The sequence below is a fragment of the Fictibacillus fluitans genome, assembly GCF_030418125.1.
In the GTDB taxonomy this organism is placed as follows: Bacteria; Bacillota; Bacilli; order Bacillales; family Fictibacillaceae; genus Fictibacillus_C; species Fictibacillus_C fluitans.
Window position 1 is genome coordinate 18,109 of record NZ_JAUHTR010000022.1, and the last position, 21,491, is coordinate 39,599.

Consider the following 21,491-nt stretch of genomic DNA (forward strand, 5'->3'; position numbering starts at 1 on the left):
TCACAATGAAAGAATCCTGGAAAACCCGATGTGTCCGCTATGGCTTTAATTTGTTTCCTGCGTACCGGGGAACAGGGGCAAGGGTGATCTATATTGCTGAAGATTATTCGGAAATTACGATACAGCTTCCTCTAAACTGGAGGACCCGGAATTATGTGGGTACCATTTTTGGGGGAAGCATCTATGGCGCAGTGGATCCCATGTATATGTACATGTTTCTGAAGCTGCTAGGGGACGACTATATCGTTTGGGACAAAGCCGCCTCGATAGCCTTTAAAAAGCCAGGGAAGAGTATGCTTTACGCCACGTTCAAGATAACGGCAGAGGAAGTGGAAGATGTGAAGAGGCAGCTTAAAAGCAGGCACAGTCTCGACCGGATATATGAAGTTGAGCTCGTGGATGAAGCAGGACTTGTCCATGCTGTCGTGGAGAAAACCATTTACATTCGGAGAAAGGCCAGGGCAAACTCCGAAAACATCGTTTCGCTGCAAAAGTCATAAGGAGGCAAGCTCATGGCAAAAGCAATCGAGGATTCGACTGTTCAGGAAACAGTAAAGAAGATTGAACATATTATTAACGATAATCCTGATCCGATACAGGGAGTTCAGGCAGTATATCAGTATGACATCCCCGATGAGGACTACTCATTCCAGCTGCACCTGAACGATGGAAAAGCGGAAGTAAGGGAAGATTTCGCCGAGCGCGGAGACTGCACCATTATCATTTCGTATCCGAATTTCAAAAAGATGCTTTTCGGAAAGCTGAACGGTACAGCAGCATTTATGATGGGGAAACTGAAGGTCAAGGGCGACATCGGCAAAGCGTTAAAGGCAGAGGCTCTGCTCGGCCAATATGATATGGAAGCGGAATTTGGAAACTGGAGGCTGTCCAAGTAGTCTGGAAGCCGTTGATTTTCATTCCAGGCTGCTCGCTTTCCTCGGGGCGGGCGGTGAGCCAGTAGTCTCACCTGTCCCGCTAGTCCCGTAGGACAAGGAACGCTTCGGCAGCGATACATCGCACGAAGAAAATGTGATCTTCATTTTCGAGGAGTCTCGCGCCTTCCACTACAATCAACTTTTCATGGAAGCTTTTTACGCAAAAGAGGTTTCCTGAGGGTCAATTTTTGACTTTCAGGACAACCCCTTTTTCACTTTTTGGGGAAAGTTTCCTTGTTTCTTGGAGAGAATATAGGGGAACTTATCAAAGAATTCGAGCCATAAACGCGTTCAGGCAATGGATATACTCGGAAATTTTGAAAAAAAGGAATGAGCGAATCATGAATACAAATCAAAAAATATTAATAGTTGTAACCAATGGACATACGATGGAAAATGGTGAGCTTGCTGGTATTTGGCTTACAGAATTCTCCGAAGCGTATTTAGAGTTTAAGAACAAAGGCTATGAAGTTGTTGTAGCAAGTCCAAAGGGCGGGAAATCCCCGGTTGACCCCAATAGCTTAACAGATGATGTGACGGACGAAGATAAGGAAGCGGGGAAACTTCTCGAAGATACAACATCTTTGGCTGAAGTACATTCTGAAGACTTTGCGGGTATTTTTGTACCTGGAGGCCACGGAACCATGTTTGATTTTCCGGAAGATACGAACTTACAGCGTTTACTTACCGAGTTTTCGGAAGCTGATAAATTAATTGCAGCTGTCTGCCATGGTCCAGCTGCTCTGGTAGGAGGAAAACGGGCAAACGGTGAACCGATTGTAAAAGGAAAACGTATTACAGCTTTTACAGATGCTGAGGAAAGAGATACAAAGCTGGATCCTTATATGCCGTTCCTTCTTGAAAGCAAACTGCGTGAGCTGGGTGCTGAATTTGTTGCAAAAGACAATTGGGCAGATCACATCGAAGTGGACGGTAAGCTGCTGACGGGACAAAATCCACAGTCTACCATCAGTCTGGCAAAAAGATTTGTACAGGTTCTTAACGAAGGGAAATAAATGTTTTATTAAAAAAGAGGTCAAATTGACCTCTTTTTTTTGCATTTATGAGTTAGTATTTATATTCTGCTGCTTCATGATCTTATTTTCAGCATCATAGTCCAGCGTCTGTTTTTCCGGTGGATGCTGAAGCTCCCAATCAATGGTTCGTTTTAATCCTTCCTCAAATGATACCGTTTCGTTATATCCCAATTCATGACGTATTTTATCTGAAGTGAAAATCACATGCTGTTCCGCATTTATTCCCCAGCTATAGCCTTCTGGAAGCTGGTCGTCCGGCAGCACCACTATTTTCCCGCTCCAATTCAGAAGAGGTGCGAATGTTTCAATCCACTCTTTGGTTGTCCATGCATCTTTTTCACCGACATTGTAAATCTTGTCTGCCGCCTCTGGGTTCAGGATGGACTGAACAATGGCTTCGGCCATATTTTCCACATAGCCGCGGGTCCAGCGCCAGCCGGCGAAGCTCTCGGCCAGGAGGATATAAGGTCTTTGGTCACTCATCGGCTTGATGAACGAATACCAGCGATGCTGAGGGTCATTCGGTCCGTAAACAGCAGGGAGTCGCAGGACCGTTCCTTTTATTTCATGGTGATCCATAATGGTCCGCTCCACGAGAATTTTGTCGTACATACGGGTTTCTTCGTTTTCTGCAAAAGCTCTGCGGGGATAAAGGTTGTGTCTCAATTCTCCATTTTCATCGATCGGAACCGGCTCAGCTTCACCGTCTTCCGTACCGTTCACTCGGCCGAACGCCCGGTACACATCCTGGGAGCTCACCACAATTACACGGTTGACGATGCCATCAATCGTCTGAAGCAGTTCATTTGCCTGAATCTCGGTCATACACATCATATCAAGCACCGCATCAGGCTTGATTTCCTGAATTTTGTTACGGAAAGAGGGAAGATGGTTTCTGTCACCCTGTATTGTGTTGACCTGAGAAGGAAGTTCAGCTTTCGTCTTACCTCTGTGAAATACCGTAACCTTATGCCCGAGGCCAATTAACCGTTTAATAACCTCCGGACCCATGAACCTTGTGCCGCCAATAACAAAAACATGCATGATCATTTCTCCTCTCTGTTTAGGATATTTGAAGAAAACAGATCTTAACATAAAAATTAAGTTTTACGTAAAATAATATTATTACGTTGTTTTTGTTTTGTCAATAAATAATTGGATTACTCTTCAGGCTTAAATCAATTTGATATAGTAAGAATAGAGAAGGTTAAAATATTAAAACCAAAGGAAGAGGAACAATGATTAAAGGCCTTTATGAAGCACATTTGCCTGTAAGTAATCTTGCAAACTCAATAAAATTTTATGAAAAGCTGGATTTAGAACTCGCCTATCAAAATGATACATTGGCTTTCTTTTGGATTGAGAAAGGGCACAGCTGGTTAGGTTTATGGGAAACAGACAACGTAAATACACCATATCACCCCTCGTTAAGGCATATCGCGCTGCATGTTGACATGGAAGATATCCAAAATGCGAAAGAATGGCTCGAACAGAAAGGGATACAAGTACGTTCCAGCTTTGGATTCCCTCCGGAAAAACAGCCGCTGGTTTTACCGAATAATCCTCATGCTCACGCTGCGATTTATTTTAAAGATCCTGATGGCAACTCACTTGAATTAATTGCTCCTTTAAGATTAGACGTTGAGGAAGATTTTAAAATGATGTCGCTGGAGGATTGGAACAGACAAAATAAAGCTTAATGCGGTTTTAGAGAGATAGACCCGGGTATGGTAGGATAGGGAAAGAGAAGAAAATTTTACTCGTGGAAGAGGTTTTTGTAGCGAATGAGCGCATCCAAGAGAAAGCCGACTGCAAACAGCTGGATTCTTTTTCTGCTCGTGATGGGAGCCTGTCTTTTTATCTATTTTCAATCGGAAAATGTGAAGGAGAAAAAGAATGTTCCGCTTCCAACCAAGCTTCATCCGGTAGTGGAAAAGGATAAAGAAAAGTTGATTAAAAGAGCGAAAGATAAAGGAATATCCATTGTTGTAACCGACGGATTCCGAACGTTTAAAGAGCAGGATAAATTGTATGCCAAAGGCCGTAGTGAAGAAGGTGACATTGTGACAACCGTCAGAGGCGGCGAATCCTATCATAATTACGGACTGGCGATTGACTTTGCGTTAAAGACGACAAATGGAGATGTGGTCTGGGATATGCAGCGCGACAGCAACCGTAATGGAAAAGCCGACTGGATGGAGGTGGTTGCCATTGCCAAAGATCTGGGATTCAGCTGGGGAGGGGACTGGGAGTTTAAAGATTATCCGCACCTCCAAAAAGACTTTGGCCTTTCCATCGAGGATTTAAAAAATGGAGATCGCCCTCCAGAACAAGAGTAGAGAAAGGGAACCTGAATGAAATCGTTGCGAACAGAATGTGTGCTTCCATATCCGATCAATATGGTATGGGAGGTAATATCCGATACAGAAAAACATGCACTGTGGAATCCGCAAATCGTATCCATCAAAGGGAAGTGCAGCAAGGGCAGCTCCTTGTCGGTATGTGTGCGGTCACCAATTGGAGGAGGCTTGCCTTTTCGTTTTAAAGCCAGTGTAAAAGATTTTGATCAAAGGAAAAAGCTGGCATGGACAGGGGGTGTGCCTCGCCTATTGACGGGCTATCACTATTGGGAGCTTACTGATTTGGGTGAACAGACCCAAGTGGTCCAGGGTGAGGTATTTACAGGATTATTTACTTCAGTTTTGTCACAGAAAAGAATTGACTCAATGCTTCCTTCGTATGAATCGGCAAATACAGGGCTGGAAGACTATTTAAAGAAGATCAAAAAAGGCTGACTCCCATCAAGGGGGCCAGCCTTCTTGTTTATAGATTTTTCAGTGCCTCGCTGATGGACTGCTCTCCGGAGATCAGGTCAAATCCTCGTTTAAAGGTGTTTTCCTCGGTTAATGCCGCAAAAACCGTTTGCGCCACATCCTCTCGCGGGATAGATCCTCTTTCCAGATTCTCACTTGCTTGTACTTTTCCTGTACCTGGTTCGTTCAGCAGTCCGCCCGGGCGAACAATCGTATAGTTCAGCTTGCTTGCTTCCAATGCCTTATCCGCATAGTGCTTGGCCACGTAATAAGGCCGGAGTTTATCGTTCCAGTTTTCGCGGTTGTGGGCCTGAAGGGCACTCACGATGATGAAACGGTCCACGCCGGATTGTTCGGCGGCTTCCATCACCTTCACCGCGCCATCCAAATCGACGAGCAAAGTTTTGTCTGAGCCCGTGCTTCCGCCGGATCCGGCAGAGAAAATAATGGCGTCATGGCCTTTAACGGCAGATGCGAGATCTTCGACGCTGCCCTCAAGGTTGGCGATTGTTGTTTGGGCACCTACTTTCTCATGGTCACCCGCTTGTTCTGGATTACGAATCATGGCAGTAACTTCATGCTCTGAACTGTCAGCGAGAAGCTTCACCAGTTTCTGTCCAATTTGTCCGTTTGCTCCTACTAAAAAGACTTTCATGTGTACACTCTCCTTTTTCTATAGGATTGACAACTCACCTCAAAGTATTTCAAACAAGCCTGCTTTCTTCAAACTTCCTGCTCAATGGTCAAGGTACTTTGTTTTTGTGCTGAGTCGGGTTTCCCTTGCATAAACTGTGAAGTAGTCTGCGGATGGGAGGGATTTCGGTGTATTATGAGCGGCCGGATACAGCCACGCGAAATTTCATCAGAGTGTATGGAGAAGGCACTGCTTATGCTGTGCCGGACCAGGTGCAGCTGGCTCTCGGTGTGATCACCGAGAATAAGGATGTCAGTGCCGCGCAAAAGCAGAACAATGACGTGATGAACCAGGTGATTCATGGACTGATGACGATGGGCATACCAGCCAGGGACATCCAGACGTCGCTCTATCGGATTGATCCGCAGTATGTTTATGAAAATGGACAGCAGCATTTAAAAGGCTATCAGGTGAACCACCAGCTTCAGGTCACCGTTCGTGATATAAGCCAGACGGGTGCCGTAATCAATATGGCCGTAAGCCAGGGAGCCAATTCTGTTTCGTCCATCCAATTTATCGTGTCGTCTCAGGATGCTTTTTATAATCAGGCTCTGACACTGGCCGTTCAGAACGCCCAGCAAAAAGCGATGAATATCGCAAGGGACCTGGGTGTCACCATCAACCGCTATCCGGCAAAAGTGACGGAGCTGACCAAAAGTGCCAGGCCAGGTCCTGTTCCTTTTCAGGGAGCCATGTTCGCGCAGGCAGGACCGGTGCCCATCCAAACCGGTGAGAATGAAATCACAGCGGCCATTGAGACGGAATTTTTTTATACGACATAAAAAGGAATGAGTTAGGCTCTTATGGAAGGGTTACCTAGCTCTTTTTTTATGATGGAAGTTAAGAAATGGGGGATAACCTTGAGTTCTCATGAAACGATTATTAAAGCCGAGCATCTGGTGAAACGCTATGGGGATTTTTACGCGGTAAATGGCGTTGACTTTGAGGTACATAGAGGAGAAGTATTCGGCATGCTTGGACCGAACGGGGCGGGGAAGACGACAACGCTTGAGATGCTGGTCGGACTTCGGAAACCGGACGAAGGAACCGCATGGATCGGGGATTTCGATATTCGAAAAGACCTCGAACGCATTAAAGAGGTGATCGGTGTGCAGCTGCAATCCACCACCTTGTTTGAACTCCTCACCGTTGAAGAAATTTTAAAAATGTATGCGAGCTTTTATCCAAAGCATATATCCATTCCCGATTTGATTGAGGACATGATACTGACAGACAAACGACGGAGCCGGATCAAGAGTTTATCCGGAGGGCAAAAGCAGAGGCTAGCGATTGCGCTTGCCCTTGTACATGATCCGTGGATCATTTTTCTGGATGAACCGACAACAGGCCTTGATCCCCAGGCAAGGCGCACATTATGGGACATCGTCCTGAATCTCAAGGAAAAAGGGAAGACGATCATGATGACAACCCATTATATGGACGAAGCACATGTGCTGTGTGACCGGATTGCCATCATGGACCAGGGAAAAATGATCGCACTGGATACTCCGGAAAATCTGGTGAAGAACCTGCAGTCGGACAGTGCGGTTGAGTTCCGGATGGACGAGAACGCTCCTTTTCATTTAGAGGACATTAAAGGGGTGAAGCAAATCGGCGGCCACAAGGATGTGCAGGTGCTGTATACCGACAACCTTCAGGAAACGTTAACGAGCCTTATCGAAACGGCTTCTCAAAAAGGCCTAAAGCTGATAGATCTCCAGACTCGCACCGCCACATTGGAGGATGTATTTATTCACATGACAGGAAGGAGTCTGAGAGAAGGATGAAGGCTTATTGGCAGTTAACGTTGGCTCAGCTGCGGATTTTCCTGCGCAACCGGCAGGTGCTGTTCTGGACGCTGGCATTTCCGATTTTCCTGATGGTCATGCTTGGCTCCTTTTTAGGAAATGGAAACGGCATGTCGGTGACGATTGGTTATGTCGACAAGGATCATTCTTCCCAGTCGAAGCAGCTTGCAGAAGTTTTAAAGAAAAACGAAGCGATTTCACTCGATAAATCATCCAGTAAAAAAGATGCACTCTCCCAGTTGAAGCAAGGGGATGTACAGCTCGTAGTAGAGGTTCCCAAGGGCTATGAAGAGAGAATGAAGAACTCTGAACAGAATGGAAAACCGTTTACTCTGCCTGTTTTTTATAATGAGACCGATATGGCCGTTTCACAGGTCGGCCAGCAGCTCGTTTACAATGCAGTGGATGCGGTAAGCAAACAAAAGGCAGATTATAAGCCGGCTGTCGTGATTAATCCTAAAGGCGTGGAGACACTGAATCTCCGGTATATTGATTTTCTTGTTCCGGGAATTGTGGCGATGATGATTCTGAGCAACAACATGAACGGAGTCGCTGGCCAGATCGCCTCCTGGCGGGAACGGGGTATATTGCGGCGGATGCAGGGAACTACACTAAAAGCCCACACGTTTATTGCCGCTCAGATTACCGCACGCCTTATGCTGAACGGCCTGCAGGCGCTGATTGTCCTGCTGGTCGCCCGTCTGGTGTTTGACGTCGAGGTCAGGGGTTCGTGGCTGACTCTTGTGAGCTTTGTTATTCTTGGAACGCTTGCTTTCATGGCGATAGGTTTTATTATTGCCGGAATTGCCAAAACACCGGAAAGCGCTGGTCCGATCGCAGGCTTCCTGTCCTTTCCGATGCTGTTTCTTGGCGGGGTATTTTTCCCGATTAAAAACATGCCGGAATTTCTCCAGCCGATCGTTCATATTCTTCCTATAGCGCATCTGACGACAGCGATGCGAGAGACGATGAACGTTGGCGCGTCATTTATGAGTCTCGGAACGGAGGCACTGGTCCTTGGCGGCTGGATCATCGGTGCCTTTATCGTAGCAAGTTTGACATTTAAATGGGAATAAGCAAATTAGGAGGCTGAGATGGAAAATCAAAGTTTAAAAAATCATGCGAGGGTACACCCGCTGTATCATTATGTCCTGACCATCCTTATTCTGGGTTCGCTTGGCACGGCGGTCACTTACTTTATTGGTGCATTGATGGATGGGAAAAACATCAATCTGGCGGTCGTGCTGCTTCTGATGGCCGGATCGCTTGTAGTCATTTTTATGCTTGTACGGCTGTACCCGCTAAAAGCACAGGACCGGGCCATCCGTGCGGAAGAAAACCTGAGGCATTACGTGCTGACAGGTAAACTGCTCGACCAGCGGCTGTCCGCCAGGCAAATCGTCGCCTTGCGTTTTGCGAGTGATGAAGAATTGCCTGCACTGAGCGTGGAAGCCGCCGAAAACAATTGGAGCACGAAAGAAATTAAGGAGAGAATCACGAATTGGCGGGGAGATTATTATCGAATCTAGAGCGTTGAAAAGCGACCCCTTTTGGTCGCTTTTTTTTTGTGCAGAAATTCATGTGCGGAATCGCTTCCTGAATTTTAGTGGAGAGATTTTCACCATTTTCAAGAAACAGCGGGTGAAGTATGAGGTAGATGAAAAACCAACTTTTTCGGCAATGTCACCAATGGACATATCTGTATTTAATAAAATTAATTTAGCCTGATTAATGCGATGAGTTGTTAAATAATCTAAAGGAGTACATCCGTAAACCTTTTTCATACACCGTGTAAGATAAGCAGCATGAAAATTTAGTTCTTCGCTAATTGTTGAATAGGTGATGGCGCTCTCATAATTCTTTTGCAAATACACTGCTGTACGTTCAGCCAATTGAAGGATAGTAGAATTTATATTCGGTTTTTGTTCAGTTTGCAAATCTTGAAGCAATTCATGAAATACTGCTTGCTCATGCAGCTTGGTGTTGCAAGATGGCTGTTTAATGAGAAGGAGTAAATTATTTATCTTTTCATAAACAGAAATCGGGTTTGACAAGGAACAAAATCTAGGGATGTTGATATAAAATAGTTCTTTTTGATGAAACGGTGTAATCTGTACATTTCCTGATCTTTCTTTATTCTCCTTATTCTCAGACCAGGCTCCCCTGGTCTGGAAATGAAGCCAATAAAAATGCGTCTCATCTTTACACTTTTCATATTGATAATGATGACGGTCTGGTCTCAGGATAAGTGCCTGTCCAGCGTCAACAGACCATTGCTGATCCTCTTCAGCCATTTTTAAATTTCCCCGAGTGACCACCAGTAAGTCAAAAACCTCTATATTTTTCCGATTAGGATGAGATGTATTTCCAGAATAGATATCTTCCCCGCAATATAAATAATGGGGAAGTGGAGGCACTGTAAATTCAAAAAAGGATGACATTAAATCCCACCTCACATTTAATTAGTTCATATTGTACAAAAACAGGTTCACAAATTGTCTATAATTCCAATATTAGAGGAGATATACTCAAAATACTAGATTGAAGATTTAAAATATTGGAACGATATTTGGGGAAAGGGAGTGCCTAATTTTGCTGGATATTGAAAACGTTATGGATGAAAAACGAAAAGTACATAATGGGGTTTTTTCTGAACTTCCACTTGGATCAATCAAACCCAAGGGCTGGCTTAAAGATCAATTGATCATTCAAGCAGAAGGAATGACGGGGAAATTAGAGGAATACTGGGATGATGTGGGTCCTAATAGTGGATGGAAAGGAGGTTCTGGTGAAAGCTGGGAAAGAGGGCCTTATTATCTCGACGGTTTGGTGCCGTTAGCATATTTACTAGAATACGAAGAACTTATTAATAAAGTAAAGCCATGGATAGAGTGGACTTTATCCAGTCAGCTGCCGAGCGGACAGTTTGGACCTAAAAGCAATGATGATTGGTGGAGCCGTATGGTGATGTTGAAGGTTCTCATTCAATATGAAGAGGCTACCGGAGATTCGCGTATTGTTCCCTTTATGAAGAAATATTTTGAATACCAAAAAAGCAAAATCAACTCTCAGCCTCTTAAAGAATGGGGAGAGGCACGTGGCGGTGAAAATATCCTTTGTATTCAGTGGTTGTATCAAAAAATAAAAGAGGATTGGCTGTTAACCTTAGCCGACATTATTGCCAAACAAACCATCGATTGGAGCAGTATCTATTCAAATTTTCCTTTTTGGAGATATCAAACCAGATTTGACCACAGGGTACATGTCGTAAACGTTGCCATGAGTTTAAAATATCCTGCAGTTCACTATTTTCTGACTGGATCAGAAAAGGATAGAACAGCTTCAAGAAAAGGAATTGAAAGTCTCATGCTATACCATGGCCAAGTAAACGGAATGTTTTCTGGAGACGAATGGCTTGCAGGTACCCATCCAAGCCAGGGGGTGGAATTGTGTGCAGTGGTGGAGTATATGTATAGCTTGGAAACATTAGCGAGGATATTTGGATCCGGCTATTTTGCAGATATACTTGAAAAAGTAGCATTCAATGCCCTTCCCGCTACAATTTCTCCTGATTGGCATGGGCATCAGTATGACCAGCAGGCTAATCAAGTTTTGTGTACTCAAGCTCGCAGAAATTGGACGTTGAACGGAGATGAATCCAATATGTTCGGGCTTGAGCCGAATTTTGGATGCTGCACGGCAAATATGCATCAAGGATGGCCGAAATTCACTGCAAGGCTATGGATGAAAACAAAAGATAATGGTTTAGCAGTGATTTCCTATGCACCATGCCAGATTCAAACAGAGGTTGGGAGCGGGGAGCAGGTATCTATTAAAGTTGAAACTCAGTATCCTTTTGAACAAGCGGTAAAAATTACCTTGAACACATCCCGGTCCGTTCTTTTTCCCATTAAACTCAGAATTCCTGAATGGTGCACCTCTTCAAATATAACAATTAATTCTACTTCGAAATGTAGTACTGCTGATCCAGATGGTTATGTGACCATTACAAGAGAATGGAAAAATGGAGACCAGATTTTAATAGAGTTTCCTATGCAATTTTCGTTGGTTCATCGAGGAGACAATGCAGTCGGTATACAACGCGGGCCACTCCTGTATGCACTAAAGGTAGAAGAGCATTGGAGAAAAAGAAGCGGAAATGATATGTTTCCAAACCAAGAAGTCGTTCCCAAATCACCATGGAATTATGGTTTAATCCTGGATGAACAGTTGGAAAACTCCTTTCAGCTTTTAACAGAAGCAGTCGGAAAACAGCCTTTCTCTCAGTCAAGTCCAATAAGAGCAATTGCTAAAGCAAGAAGAATTCCCCAATGGCAGTTAGAAAAAAATTCTGCCGGAACTCTTCCGATCAGTCCCGTAGTATCTCATGAACCTGAAGAAGATATTATGCTAATACCGTATGGTGCAGCCCGACTAAGGATAGCCGAATTTCCGGTAATAGAAAACAGGTCTTAAATGTAAATAAAATGGTCTGACACCTTTTTAAAGAGAAAGCGAATATTTGGTTCAGATTGTGAAAAAACAAGTTCATTTAGAGTGTATTTTTCAAACAATTTTATGTTTTATACTAAAGGTATATGAAAGCGTATTCATAGATTAGATAGTTTATAAAAACAATCTTTAATGAATGAGGAAATGAAAGGGGGATATCATGGATGATTTAAATGTATCTAAGCTGAATCTGGCTGATATTTCGGTAAAGAAAAAGAAAAAAACAAGGCTACAGCGATTGAAAAGAGATTTTAACCGGGGGAAGTATGTGTATTTGATGCTCGCACCGGTTGTGCTGTACTATCTGATTTTTCACTATTGGCCAATGATCGGAATTGTTATCTCTTTTCAGGATTACATCCCCGGAACGGGTTTCTTTGAGAGTCCCTGGGTAGGGCTTAAGCACTTTACTGAGTTTTTCCAAAGCTTTTATTTTTGGAGGCTGATGAAGAATACGTTTTTAATAAATTTTTGGCTTCTGATTTTTGGTTTCCCTGCTCCAATTATATTAGCCCTGTTATTAAATGAAGTTAGAGCGAAGTGGTTTAAGCGGGGAGTACAAACTGTCACGTATATTCCTCATTTTATCTCCATCATAGTCATAGTAGGGATCATAAAAGATTTTACAGCCACAGACGGAATGATCAATCAATTGCGTGAGATTCTTGGCAAAGACTCCCTTCAATTTTTACAGTTTCCTGAATATTTTCGAACGATTTATGTTACCAGTGATATCTGGCAGACCATCGGCTGGAGTTCTATTATCTATTTTGCAGCATTATCCGCTGTTGATCCTAATTTATATGAGGCTGCTTCTATTGATGGTGCGGGAAGGTTCCGTCAAATGTGGCACATTACTCTCCCGGCTCTCCGGCCGACAATTGTCATCATTTTAATTTTAACCATCGGCAATTTGCTGAGTACCGGTTTTGAGAAAATCCTCTTACTTTATCAGCCGCTTACGTATGAAACAGCAGACGTTATTTCTACATACGTTTACAGGAAAGGGATTGAAGGATCCTCCTTTAGTTTTGCAACAGCCGTTGGATTGTTTAATACGGTTATGAATTTTGCCTTATTAATTGCAGCAAATAGAATTAGCAGGAAGATTTCAGAGAATAGCTTATGGTAGGTGGTGACGGACATGAAATATAAACCCACAGTTATTGACCGAGTTTTTGATATTTTTGTTTACATTACCTTGTCTTTATTGATGGTTGTCACTTTTTACCCGCTCTACTATATTTTCGTAGCCTCAATCAGTTCAGTTTCTGAGATAGCAAAGCATGGTTCTTTTATGTTTTGGCCGAAAGGGCTAACCTTTGAGACTTATCAGGCTGTGTTCCAAAATTCGTTTATTTTGAAAGGGTTCAGGAATTCAATATTTTATGTAGTAGTCGGGACTTCCATTAATATGATTTTTTCGATATTTGCTGCTTATGCTCTTTCAAGAAAATGGTTAAAGGGAAGGAAAATCATCATGATGATGATTGTACTAACGATGTTTTTTGGAGGAGGATTAATTCCCAATTTCCTAATTGTTCAAAAACTTGGGATGTTCAATACGGTTTGGGCATTGCTTCTCCCGGGAGCGATATCAGCATGGAATGTCATCATGATGCGCACATACTTTCTCGGATTGCCTGACAGCCTTGAAGAATCGGCACGTATTGATGGAGCTAATGACTTTCAAATTCTCTTTAAAGTCATGCTCCCATTAGCAAAGCCAATCCTTGCTGTGATGGTTCTCTTTTATGGAGTGGGCCATTGGAATTCCTGGTTCAGTGCTTCTATTTATCTGCAGAATAGGGAACTTTGGCCGCTTCAAATGATTTTGAGAGAAATTCTGATTCAAGGAAGGGTTGCAGATTTTGGCGGAAGTGGTGCAACAGTTACCCACCAGGTGGCGAAAAACCTGAAATACGCAACCATTATTGTCAGTACAATCCCGATTTTGCTCGTTTACCCATTCATTCAAAAATATTTTGTGAAGGGGGTTATGCTCGGGTCTTTAAAAGAGTAGCACGTGAAAAGTTGAACATGCTTGCTTAAAAAATCTATGGGGGGTTCAAATCATGAAATGGAAAAAATCACTTTCTCTTTTATTAATCATGATAATCTGTATTTCTTTAACAGGATGTAAAGATCAACCAAAAAAAGCAAGCTCAGACGCGTCGGAAAATGATAATGCAGCGTTTAGTATATGGACTTGGCTTGGTTCGGTAGAAACGTGGGGAGGCAAAAGCTACAATCAAGTTCTTGCGTACAAAGAAATGGAAAAAAGAACGGGCAAAAAGGTGAAATATATTCATCCAACGGGTGATGCGGCAGAAGCGTTTAATTTAATGATGACTTCGGGAAAAATGGCAGATGCAATTTGGTACCACTGGAGTCCTGAGCTTACTAGTCAATATCATAATGCCAACAGGATATTGGACATTTATCCAATAGTGAAGAAGCATGCACCTAATTTGATGAAGCTAATTGAAGAAAATCCTGAGTTAAAGAAACAGGTTATTGATCCTCAAGGAAAAATGTATTATATGCCTTGGATTACACTTGATAAATTCTTGAATCTAGGTGAGGGGTTAATTTTAAGAGAAGACTGGTTGAAGAAGGTAAATAAAGACGTGCCGAAAACAAATGAGGAATTGTACCAGACTCTAAAAGCAATGAAGGATCAAAAGGTTAGCGGGACAAAAAAATTTGTAGGATTAACCGGGTATCCTCAGCAATTAAGTAAGTTATTTTACGGATTTGGGGTGGCGGACGATTGGTATCTTGAAAATAACAAAGTTACCTATGGACCGTCTACAGAAAAATACAAAAAGGCTTTAAAGTGGTTTAACAAAATGTATGAAGAGGGCTTAATCGATAAGGATTTTCTAACGCAAGAGGTTGATATTTACGATAAACATTTAGTTGAAGGCCAAAGTGCCGGGTTTATTGACAATACCGATACTGCTGGGCGAATCATGAAACTTGCATCTGATGGTGGAAATCCATTTAAATTTACGCCTGTCCCTTATCTGCAATATGAAGGTACTTCCGTATCTTTCAACTCCACCGCAAAGAGGGTGGCACAACCGTACGGGTTAGCAATTTCAGCCACCGCTAAAAATCCTGAGAAGATTGTAAAATACTTGGATTACGGCTATTCAGAAAAAGGCAAGACTCTCTTTAACTGGGGGATTGAAGGTGAAACATTTGAAAAGAAAGGTGGAAAAAATGTTTATACAGACAAGATTATGAAATCTAAAGACAATGTTCCTGGAGTGGAAGCGACCAAGTATGTAAACCCATGGTGGCTGACCGTTACGGATGTAGATGCTACAAAAGCTCTTCTCGATGATGATGGGGTGAAAACGAGGGAAGCATGGGCTGATGTGGATATTTCAAATGCCATTGAACCAATTCTATACATGACAAAAAAGGAAAATGATGTTGTCCAGGCGGCATCTACAGATATTGAAACGTATAAGTCAGAAATGAGAGATGCTTTTATTACTGGCAAAAAAGATATTGATAAAGAGTGGAAGTCTTATGTTGAAACATTAAATTCGATGGGGATTAAAGATATTCAAAAAGCAAAGCAATCTGCACATGCTAGATACAACAACCAGTAAGTAATACTGCATGATAAATATGCTCCTGGATTGGTCTGGGGGCATATTCCCTTTAGGATATATCTAACTAAACCCCTCATTTCCTGACTTTAAAGGAGGTTAATGTCTATGCAAACGATTTTGGAAAAACCTGTATCAGGGATGGTCATAAAAGAGGATATTAAACTTGAACCGGGAGAATATGACTTTTCAAGCGGCCAAGGACTGATTATTGGTGCGAGCAATATTACGATTGATGGTAATGGTGCAGTAATTAAGGGACCAGGAAGGCGAGAGAAAAAATACAGCTATCGAGGAACAGGAATTTACTCTAACGGCCACACTAACATTACGATTAAGAATATTAAAATCGAAGGCTTTTTACTTGGGTGTAAATTAATGAATGGTCAAGAAATGCTCATCGATAATAATGATTTTTCTGATAATTATACAGACCCCGACTTTGGATGGGGTGATGGTAATCCAGACGGGGCTTTATGGATGAAGAATGTTAACCAGAGTATTGTTCGTTCAAATAAGGGAAACAACGTTTGGAATTGCCTGTTCTTGGAGGATTGCGCTGATAATACGATTGAGAGCAACGAGTTTGCACATTGCCATAATGTTTGCCTGAAATTATGGAAATCATGCCGAAACATGTTTCGCGATAATGTGATGAATTATGGTCTTAGGATTGCTCCGGGAGAAGTCCATGCCAGAGATTCTACATCAGTGCTTATTGAGTCCGGGTCAAACAATAATCGTTTCTTTAATAATGATTTTACACACGGAGGCGATGGTGTTTTTATTCGCTCGTTAAATAATTATGTGAGCACGGGCAATTATTTTGAAGGGAACGATGCTTCATATGCTCATAACAATGCATGGGAGATATGGGATCCAGGCAATGTTCTGATTAATAATAAAGGGAACCATTCAAGTTATGGTTTTTGGCTGGGAGGCTCTGATCATACCGTATTTGTAGGGAATGAGGCAGCTTATAATGGGATAAGAATCAGTAATGCCCCTGAGTCATTTGGCAATGCAGGAGTGGCAGTTGTAAATGGAAGCAGTACTCATTTTATCATGAAGAAAAACTACATACATCATAATAAAAATGCAGGTGTTGCTGTCCGGTTTAAAGAAGGGTATGAAGCCTTTCACTGGATCATTCAGCAAAATACAATCACAGATAATGAAACATACGGTATTTACTTGAAACATGCAAACTGGCTGGATATTGCAGGTAATGATTTTGGAGGAAACAAACTTGGAGATATTAAGGTAGATGACAATGTGACAGATATTTTTCACCGTGAGGCCGACATCAACGACATTGCTCCAGTGGCCAAAGCAGACATTTCTCATCAAGAAGTATATGCTGGGCACTTTGTCACATTTGATGCTTCTCTCAGCAGTATTCAAAGCGAGAAACCACTCTTTTATAGGTGGGATCTAGGGGATGGAACACAATCAACGGATGAAAAAGTAAAACATAATTATGAAAAACCAGGATTTTACCGGGTGAGCTTAACAGTAAATGATGGAAAGCTCTCGGATCTTATTTGGTTTGACCTTTATGTGCTGCAAAATGAAAGCGAAATTGGCACAGAGACAAATAATCAGCTGGAATGGGGAGTTAATGCGCTACCTGACGATAGCTTTACCGAGATGGTTATTGATCATGAAACAACAATCCAAGGTGCTAATTCTATCAAGTTGAGAACCAACAGCAACCTGGCTAAGTTCCATTATCCCATAGAAAAAAATGCGGGATTGGACCTATCAATGAAAGAGCGTCTCAGCTTCTGGGTAAAAATAGAGCATGAGATTAGAGACGCGCTCGTCAATTACCAAACCCCCACAGTAACTTTGGCAACAAATGATCAAAACTATTTTTCGTACACACCTAAAACACTAGATTTTACATGGCCCAGCGTTAGCTCAGAAGCCCGTTATGGATGGGTGTATTTGGAGATAGACTTAAATGAATCAAAACAGTGGAATGTTCATGAAGCAGGGTCTCCATCCAAAAATGAGATAAATTTTATTGAACTTGCTGTGCATTCAAAAGAGGGTTATTTCAGCTTTTGGATTGACGGATTAACAATTCAGTAACAAATAAGGCATTAAGATGCTTGGTCTGATTTCAAGCTTTTAATGCCTTTTTACTAAGGGGGAAGGTTAATGCAGCGATCTGTAAATTTAAGTGGTGAATGGAAAATGTTTATTGATTTTGAAGAACAAATAAAACAAGTACACGATATAGTTGAAACCGGAAAGTGGCAAAGTGTACAGGTTCCAAGCTGCTGGGAGCAATACGAAATCAACAAAAAAAGTGATGGGCCGGTCTGGTATCAGAAAAGTTTTTTTCTTCCCGATGCTTGGAGAGATGAAACCTTATATATTCAATTTGAAGGAGTAAATTATTTTTGTGAAGTTTGGTTAAACGACATTTTTATAGGCTCTCATGAAGGAGGGTGGAATACATTCAATTTTACTTTTCCAGAAGAGTCAGTATTAAACAATGAGGAAAATGTTCTCACGGTAAAAGTTATTAAACAAGGTAATACATTTCCCATTAGAGAACATTTGGCTGGTTTTTTACCAGATGTGGGAGTGGTTTTTGGAGGGATCTGGAAGCCTGTACATATCAGAGTCCAGCCCAGTATTTTAATACAAGATGTATTTGTTAAGCCAAGAGTAACCACACAAGAAATAGAACTTGACTACAAAGCAGATCTCTTTGACCCAGTTGGAGATGAAAACATAACTTTTAGCATATTTGACCAGGACCAGAACAAAGTAGGCGGAAAAACAGAATTTTTGGATCCCTTGCAAACTGACTGGAAAAAACCAAGACAACTAACTGTTTCCTTTACTCATTCTGTTGTTCTCTGGGAACCGGAGAATCCCATTCTTTATACCTTAGAGGTTTTAGTTAATAGAAGAGGTGAAGTCATTGACAGGAAAGAAATCAAGTTCGGTATGAGAGAGGTAACGGTTAAAGGTGATCAAATCCTGTTAAATGGTACACCTTTTTATTTACGTGGAGTTCTTCATTGGGGATGGTACGGTGAACATATTGCTCCCATTCCTTCACGTAAAGAGATACGGGAGGAGCTTAAGAGGATTAAAGAGCAGGGTTTCAATATGGTGAAGCACTGTCTTTATGTTCCTATACAAGATTATTTTGATATTGCAGATGAATTAGGGATTTTCCTGTGGCAGGAGCTTCCAATGTGGCTGCCTTCTGTCAATGAAGGATTTGAGAACAGGGTTTTTTACCAATATGAAAGAATTATCAAAGAGATCAGAAATCACCCTTCACTCATACTCTGGACATTAGGCTGTGAATTAAATCAGTCAGTCAGTTCCAATTTGCTTAAACGTTTATATGAAACAACCAAGGAGCTTACCGATAATGCTCTTGTAAGGGATAATAGCGGGTCGGGTGAGTGTTACGGAGGACTTTTAAAAGAGTTTGCAGATTTTTATGATTATCATTTTTACAACGATATTCATTTTTATAGAGACCTCATTCAACAGTTTGCTGGATCATGGAGGGAAACGAAACCATGGTTCTTTGGTGAGTTTTGTGATTATGATGTCTTTCGAAATATTAGTGAACTTAGAGGAAAGTATGGCGGCAAGCTGCCATGGTGGTTAAAAAACAATGACATTGAGAACCCGGGTTCTGCGGTTCAAGCATGGAAATGGTCTGAACAGGAAGAACGTGTTAAAGCTTTAAAACTTCCTTACTCAGAAGATGAACTGAGAAAAAACTCAGTAAAAAGTGCATTAGTCTATAGAAAAAATGTATTGGAACTTGTTCGTACTTACAAAAATATCACGGGATACTCGCTTACCTCTATAAAGAGCAACCCGGTAGCCACCAGCGCGATCTTTGATGATTACGGTCAGGCTTACCATGACTCTGAAGATGTTAAACGTTTTAATTCTGATACTGTTATTTCATTGACTTGGGATAACAAAAGAGGCTGGACAAACGGCGGCGACAGACTAATTAATTGGGATCCTTACAACTACCGTTCAAATGAGATAGTCAGACCTCATTTTTTTGTCTCACATTATGGGACAAATTCGATAAGCAATGCAAGCCTGGTTTGGGAAGTAAGAGGAGAAGGACAAAGTGAATCCTATTGCAGTGGGATGATAGAAAATCTTTCTTTTTATAAAGGAGAGGCTACAGAAGCTGGAGTGGGAGAATTTGTGTGTCCTACAGTGGATGAACCAAAGAAATTAGTGTTGAGGGCAACCTTAGTCACAGAAGAACGTAAGCTTGATAATCAATGGGAATTATGGATTTTTCCTGAAACTTCCAAAATGAAGGGAGATCGATTAGATATTCTAATAGATGATCCGTTTCACGTCTTTGACGGAATTAAGGAGATATATCCTACACGCTATTTTTCCACGAGTATCACTGATAAGACACAAATAATAGTAACGTCCAATCTGACGGATAGCCATAAGGCGTTCATGGAAAAGGGAGGGGCGGTATTTTATCTTCAGCGGGGGGAAGGGTGCTTTCCAGTTTCATCTTTACCATTTTGGAGAGAATCTGTACAACTTTTTTATCGTCATCCAGTAACAGATGCCTTTCCGCATGAAAGCCATACCAGCCTTGCCATGTATGGATTAGCGTCAGATACTGCATTTAATATACAAGAGATTGATTCAGCAAGTTTAATAGGACGGCTTGATGCCCGGAACTTTAATTTGCATTCCTATATGTTTGAGAAAGAAATAGGCAAAGGAAAGCTCATTGCTACCACCCTCCGCTTTGATGGCGGATTGGGATCCGAACCTTCTGGTTTAAAGTATAACCCTGCGGCCTCCTACTGGTTAGACATAATTATTCAATATTTGCTGAAAAGAGGTGCAAATGGTCATGATCGGATACAGTACCTTAGCCAATCTTCCGAAAATTAGAGCGTGCAAGCGCCGGCGCATATCCAGTTATGATCGAACGGGAGGAAATTATGATTGGATGGAAATAGGTAAAGGAGAAGAAAAAGTAATTGCAGACATTAGCGGGGCGGGCAGCATTACCCATATTTGGTGTACGGTAAACTCCCCGTCAAATGAACCATTTATACTTAGGAAGCTTCTTATACAAATGTACTGGGATAACGAAGAAGAAGCCAGTGTTCACGTACCTCTTGGTGACTTTTTCGGAATGGGCCATGGGATAAGTAAGGATTTTTGGTCGCTTCCTCTCGTAATGGCTCCAGATAATGGCAGGGGATTTAATTGCTTTTTTTCTATGCCATTCTCTGAAGGCGCCACTATAAAAATTATTAATGAAGGCAGTGAACCTGTGAACCTGTATTTTTACATTGATTATGAGGAATATAATGAAATTAATCCTGAGCTGGGTCGATTTCATGCTCAATGGAGAAGGGAAGCAGCAACAGAATCGTGGGGAGCGGATTTGCCATTAAAGGCTCCACTGGGAGATACAACTGAAGGGCAGAAAAAACTGTTTAAAGAATTATGGAAGAAACCCAATCTGACTGGAGAGGGGAACTATATCATTCTCGAAGCCCGAGGGACTGGCCACTATGTTGGCTGCAACCTTAATATTGACTGTTTTTCTCAGGAAAAAAACAATTGGTATGGTGAAGGAGACGATATGATTTTTATAGATGGAGAGAAATTTCCATCCATTCATGGGACTGGGACAGAAGACTATTTCAATACGGCATTCTGTCCGAAAGATGAATTCAGTACCCCTTACTTTGGGATCAGCCTAAACTCCGGTGACAGGGAAAATCCCTGGAGAGGGAAAAATTCTATGTACAGGTTCCATATTGAGGATCCTATACATTTCCAGGAATCCATTAAAGTCACAATAGAGCACGGCCATGCCAATAAGCTGCAAAATGATTATTCAAGTACTGCTTACTGGTACCAGGCTGAACCGCATCAGCGTTTCCCGAAAATGCTGCCTGTAGAAAAAAGGCTGCCGCGTCAGTATAAAAAAAGAACGTTGCTTGAAGAAATTTAGGGGATAAAGTGAGATGGTGCAAGCTTTAGCTGTTCCGTGACATTTTCCAGAAA

General features: G+C 42.0%; 20 protein-coding genes. 17 read left to right on the top strand and 3 right to left on the bottom strand.

The features are described 5' to 3' along the window. The first annotated feature begins 5 nt into the window (after window positions 1-5). The 3 genes from QYB97_RS23185 (at window position 6) to QYB97_RS23195 (ending at window position 1,951) form a co-directional block, all read left to right on the top strand. Window positions 6-500 carry a DUF4442 domain-containing protein gene (locus tag QYB97_RS23185; protein WP_301168376.1) on the top strand — a complete coding sequence of 165 codons (495 nt, stop codon included), beginning with the start codon at window positions 6-8 and terminating at the stop codon, window positions 498-500. A 12-nt stretch (window positions 501-512) separates the two neighbouring features. Beyond that, window positions 513-896: an SCP2 sterol-binding domain-containing protein gene (locus tag QYB97_RS23190; protein ID WP_301168377.1), complete on the top strand. Its 384-nt coding sequence runs from the start codon at window positions 513-515 to the stop codon at window positions 894-896. A 380-nt stretch (window positions 897-1,276) separates the two neighbouring features. Beyond that, entirely contained in the window at window positions 1,277-1,951 is a 675-nt protein-coding gene (locus tag QYB97_RS23195) for a type 1 glutamine amidotransferase domain-containing protein (protein ID WP_301168378.1), read from the top strand. 45 nt (window positions 1,952-1,996) lie between these two features. Here QYB97_RS23195 and QYB97_RS23200 read toward each other — a convergent pair whose 3' ends face one another. Continuing rightward, on the bottom strand, window positions 1,997-3,016 hold the full coding sequence (locus QYB97_RS23200; protein ID WP_301168379.1) for an NAD-dependent epimerase/dehydratase family protein: 1,020 nt from the start codon (window positions 3,014-3,016) through the stop codon (window positions 1,997-1,999). Between the two features lie 194 nt (window positions 3,017-3,210). On the opposite strand from QYB97_RS23200, the gene QYB97_RS23205 reads away from it, so the two are divergent. The 3 genes from QYB97_RS23205 to QYB97_RS23215 all read left to right on the top strand — a co-directional run bounded on the left by QYB97_RS23205 (window position 3,211) and on the right by QYB97_RS23215 (window position 4,767). Then, the gene (locus tag QYB97_RS23205) at window positions 3,211-3,672 is read left to right on the top strand and encodes a VOC family protein (protein ID WP_301168380.1); all 462 of its coding nucleotides are present in this window, start codon (window positions 3,211-3,213) and stop codon (window positions 3,670-3,672) included. An 84-nt stretch (window positions 3,673-3,756) separates the two neighbouring features. Next, window positions 3,757-4,311: a M15 family metallopeptidase gene (locus QYB97_RS23210; RefSeq protein WP_301168381.1), complete on the top strand. Its 555-nt coding sequence runs from the start codon at window positions 3,757-3,759 to the stop codon at window positions 4,309-4,311. Between the two features lie 15 nt (window positions 4,312-4,326). Continuing rightward, window positions 4,327-4,767 carry an SRPBCC domain-containing protein gene (locus QYB97_RS23215; RefSeq protein WP_301168382.1) on the top strand — a complete coding sequence of 147 codons (441 nt, stop codon included), beginning with the start codon at window positions 4,327-4,329 and terminating at the stop codon, window positions 4,765-4,767. Window positions 4,768-4,795: 28 nt separating this feature from the next. On the opposite strand, the gene QYB97_RS23220 is transcribed toward QYB97_RS23215, so the two are convergent. Next, a complete protein-coding gene (locus QYB97_RS23220) occupies window positions 4,796-5,440 on the bottom strand; it encodes an SDR family oxidoreductase (protein WP_301168383.1) in 645 nt (214 codons plus the stop codon). Between the two features lie 167 nt (window positions 5,441-5,607). Here QYB97_RS23220 and QYB97_RS23225 point away from each other — a divergent pair, with 167 nt between their 5' ends. From QYB97_RS23225 to QYB97_RS23240, 4 genes are read left to right on the top strand one after another with little or no spacing between them, the layout of a single operon-like run. Then, the gene (locus tag QYB97_RS23225) at window positions 5,608-6,261 is read left to right on the top strand and encodes an SIMPL domain-containing protein (protein ID WP_301168384.1); all 654 of its coding nucleotides are present in this window, start codon (window positions 5,608-5,610) and stop codon (window positions 6,259-6,261) included. Window positions 6,262-6,312: 51 nt separating this feature from the next. Beyond that, window positions 6,313-7,266 carry an ABC transporter ATP-binding protein gene (locus QYB97_RS23230; RefSeq protein ID WP_425589839.1) on the top strand — a complete coding sequence of 318 codons (954 nt, stop codon included), beginning with the start codon at window positions 6,313-6,315 and terminating at the stop codon, window positions 7,264-7,266. Continuing rightward, window positions 7,263-8,363 carry an ABC transporter permease gene (locus QYB97_RS23235; RefSeq protein ID WP_301168386.1) on the top strand — a complete coding sequence of 367 codons (1,101 nt, stop codon included), beginning with the start codon at window positions 7,263-7,265 and terminating at the stop codon, window positions 8,361-8,363. Before QYB97_RS23230 ends, QYB97_RS23235 begins: the two co-directional genes overlap by 4 nt. An 18-nt stretch (window positions 8,364-8,381) precedes the next feature. Beyond that, window positions 8,382-8,816 (top strand): DUF6526 family protein, encoded by a 435-nt coding sequence (locus tag QYB97_RS23240; protein ID WP_301168387.1) that lies wholly within the window; start codon window positions 8,382-8,384, stop codon window positions 8,814-8,816. Between the two features lie 48 nt (window positions 8,817-8,864). Here the strand turns inward: QYB97_RS23240 and QYB97_RS23245 are convergent, their stop codons facing one another. After that, entirely contained in the window at window positions 8,865-9,728 is an 864-nt protein-coding gene (locus QYB97_RS23245) for a helix-turn-helix domain-containing protein (RefSeq protein WP_301168388.1), read from the bottom strand. A gap of 151 nt (window positions 9,729-9,879) precedes the next feature. Between QYB97_RS23245 and QYB97_RS23250 the strand changes: the two genes are divergently transcribed. The 7 genes from QYB97_RS23250 to QYB97_RS23280 all read left to right on the top strand — a co-directional run bounded on the left by QYB97_RS23250 (window position 9,880) and on the right by QYB97_RS23280 (window position 21,438). Next, a complete protein-coding gene (locus QYB97_RS23250; protein WP_301168389.1) occupies window positions 9,880-11,763 on the top strand; it encodes a beta-L-arabinofuranosidase domain-containing protein in 1,884 nt (627 codons plus the stop codon). Between the two features lie 196 nt (window positions 11,764-11,959). Further along, window positions 11,960-12,931: an ABC transporter permease gene (locus tag QYB97_RS23255; protein ID WP_301168390.1), complete on the top strand. Its 972-nt coding sequence runs from the start codon at window positions 11,960-11,962 to the stop codon at window positions 12,929-12,931. Between the two features lie 12 nt (window positions 12,932-12,943). Continuing rightward, entirely contained in the window at window positions 12,944-13,822 is an 879-nt protein-coding gene (locus QYB97_RS23260; protein ID WP_301168391.1) for a carbohydrate ABC transporter permease, read from the top strand. A gap of 52 nt (window positions 13,823-13,874) precedes the next feature. After that, a complete protein-coding gene (locus tag QYB97_RS23265) occupies window positions 13,875-15,425 on the top strand; it encodes a type 2 periplasmic-binding domain-containing protein (RefSeq protein WP_301168392.1) in 1,551 nt (516 codons plus the stop codon). Window positions 15,426-15,533: 108 nt separating this feature from the next. Beyond that, window positions 15,534-17,522, top strand: coding sequence for a right-handed parallel beta-helix repeat-containing protein (locus QYB97_RS23270; protein ID WP_301168393.1), 1,989 nt, complete (start codon window positions 15,534-15,536; stop codon window positions 17,520-17,522). A gap of 69 nt (window positions 17,523-17,591) precedes the next feature. Continuing rightward, complete coding sequence (locus QYB97_RS23275; RefSeq protein WP_301168394.1) at window positions 17,592-20,360, top strand: glycoside hydrolase family 2 protein; 2,769 nt, start codon at window positions 17,592-17,594, stop codon at window positions 20,358-20,360. A 58-nt stretch (window positions 20,361-20,418) separates the two neighbouring features. Further along, entirely contained in the window at window positions 20,419-21,438 is a 1,020-nt protein-coding gene (locus tag QYB97_RS23280; RefSeq protein ID WP_301168395.1) for a glycoside hydrolase family 172 protein, read from the top strand. Window positions 21,439-21,491: the final 53 nt, after the last annotated feature.

Coding starts and splice junctions, on each gene's coding strand:
- QYB97_RS23185 (WP_301168376.1), top strand. CDS start 6: ATGAAAGAATCCTGGAAAACCCGATGTGTCCGCTATGGCTTTAATTTG.
- QYB97_RS23190 (WP_301168377.1), top strand. CDS start 513: ATGGCAAAAGCAATCGAGGATTCGACTGTTCAGGAAACAGTAAAGAAG.
- QYB97_RS23195 (WP_301168378.1), top strand. CDS start 1,277: ATGAATACAAATCAAAAAATATTAATAGTTGTAACCAATGGACATACG.
- QYB97_RS23200 (WP_301168379.1), bottom strand. CDS start 3,016: ATGCATGTTTTTGTTATTGGCGGCACAAGGTTCATGGGTCCGGAGGTT.
- QYB97_RS23205 (WP_301168380.1), top strand. CDS start 3,211: ATGATTAAAGGCCTTTATGAAGCACATTTGCCTGTAAGTAATCTTGCA.
- QYB97_RS23210 (WP_301168381.1), top strand. CDS start 3,757: ATGAGCGCATCCAAGAGAAAGCCGACTGCAAACAGCTGGATTCTTTTT.
- QYB97_RS23215 (WP_301168382.1), top strand. CDS start 4,327: ATGAAATCGTTGCGAACAGAATGTGTGCTTCCATATCCGATCAATATG.
- QYB97_RS23220 (WP_301168383.1), bottom strand. CDS start 5,440: ATGAAAGTCTTTTTAGTAGGAGCAAACGGACAAATTGGACAGAAACTG.
- QYB97_RS23230 (WP_425589839.1), top strand. CDS start 6,313: ATGGAAGTTAAGAAATGGGGGATAACCTTGAGTTCTCATGAAACGATT.
- QYB97_RS23235 (WP_301168386.1), top strand. CDS start 7,263: ATGAAGGCTTATTGGCAGTTAACGTTGGCTCAGCTGCGGATTTTCCTG.
- QYB97_RS23240 (WP_301168387.1), top strand. CDS start 8,382: ATGGAAAATCAAAGTTTAAAAAATCATGCGAGGGTACACCCGCTGTAT.
- QYB97_RS23245 (WP_301168388.1), bottom strand. CDS start 9,728: ATGTCATCCTTTTTTGAATTTACAGTGCCTCCACTTCCCCATTATTTA.
- QYB97_RS23255 (WP_301168390.1), top strand. CDS start 11,960: ATGGATGATTTAAATGTATCTAAGCTGAATCTGGCTGATATTTCGGTA.
- QYB97_RS23260 (WP_301168391.1), top strand. CDS start 12,944: ATGAAATATAAACCCACAGTTATTGACCGAGTTTTTGATATTTTTGTT.
- QYB97_RS23265 (WP_301168392.1), top strand. CDS start 13,875: ATGAAATGGAAAAAATCACTTTCTCTTTTATTAATCATGATAATCTGT.
- QYB97_RS23270 (WP_301168393.1), top strand. CDS start 15,534: ATGCAAACGATTTTGGAAAAACCTGTATCAGGGATGGTCATAAAAGAG.
- QYB97_RS23275 (WP_301168394.1), top strand. CDS start 17,592: ATGCAGCGATCTGTAAATTTAAGTGGTGAATGGAAAATGTTTATTGAT.
- QYB97_RS23280 (WP_301168395.1), top strand. CDS start 20,419: ATGGAAATAGGTAAAGGAGAAGAAAAAGTAATTGCAGACATTAGCGGG.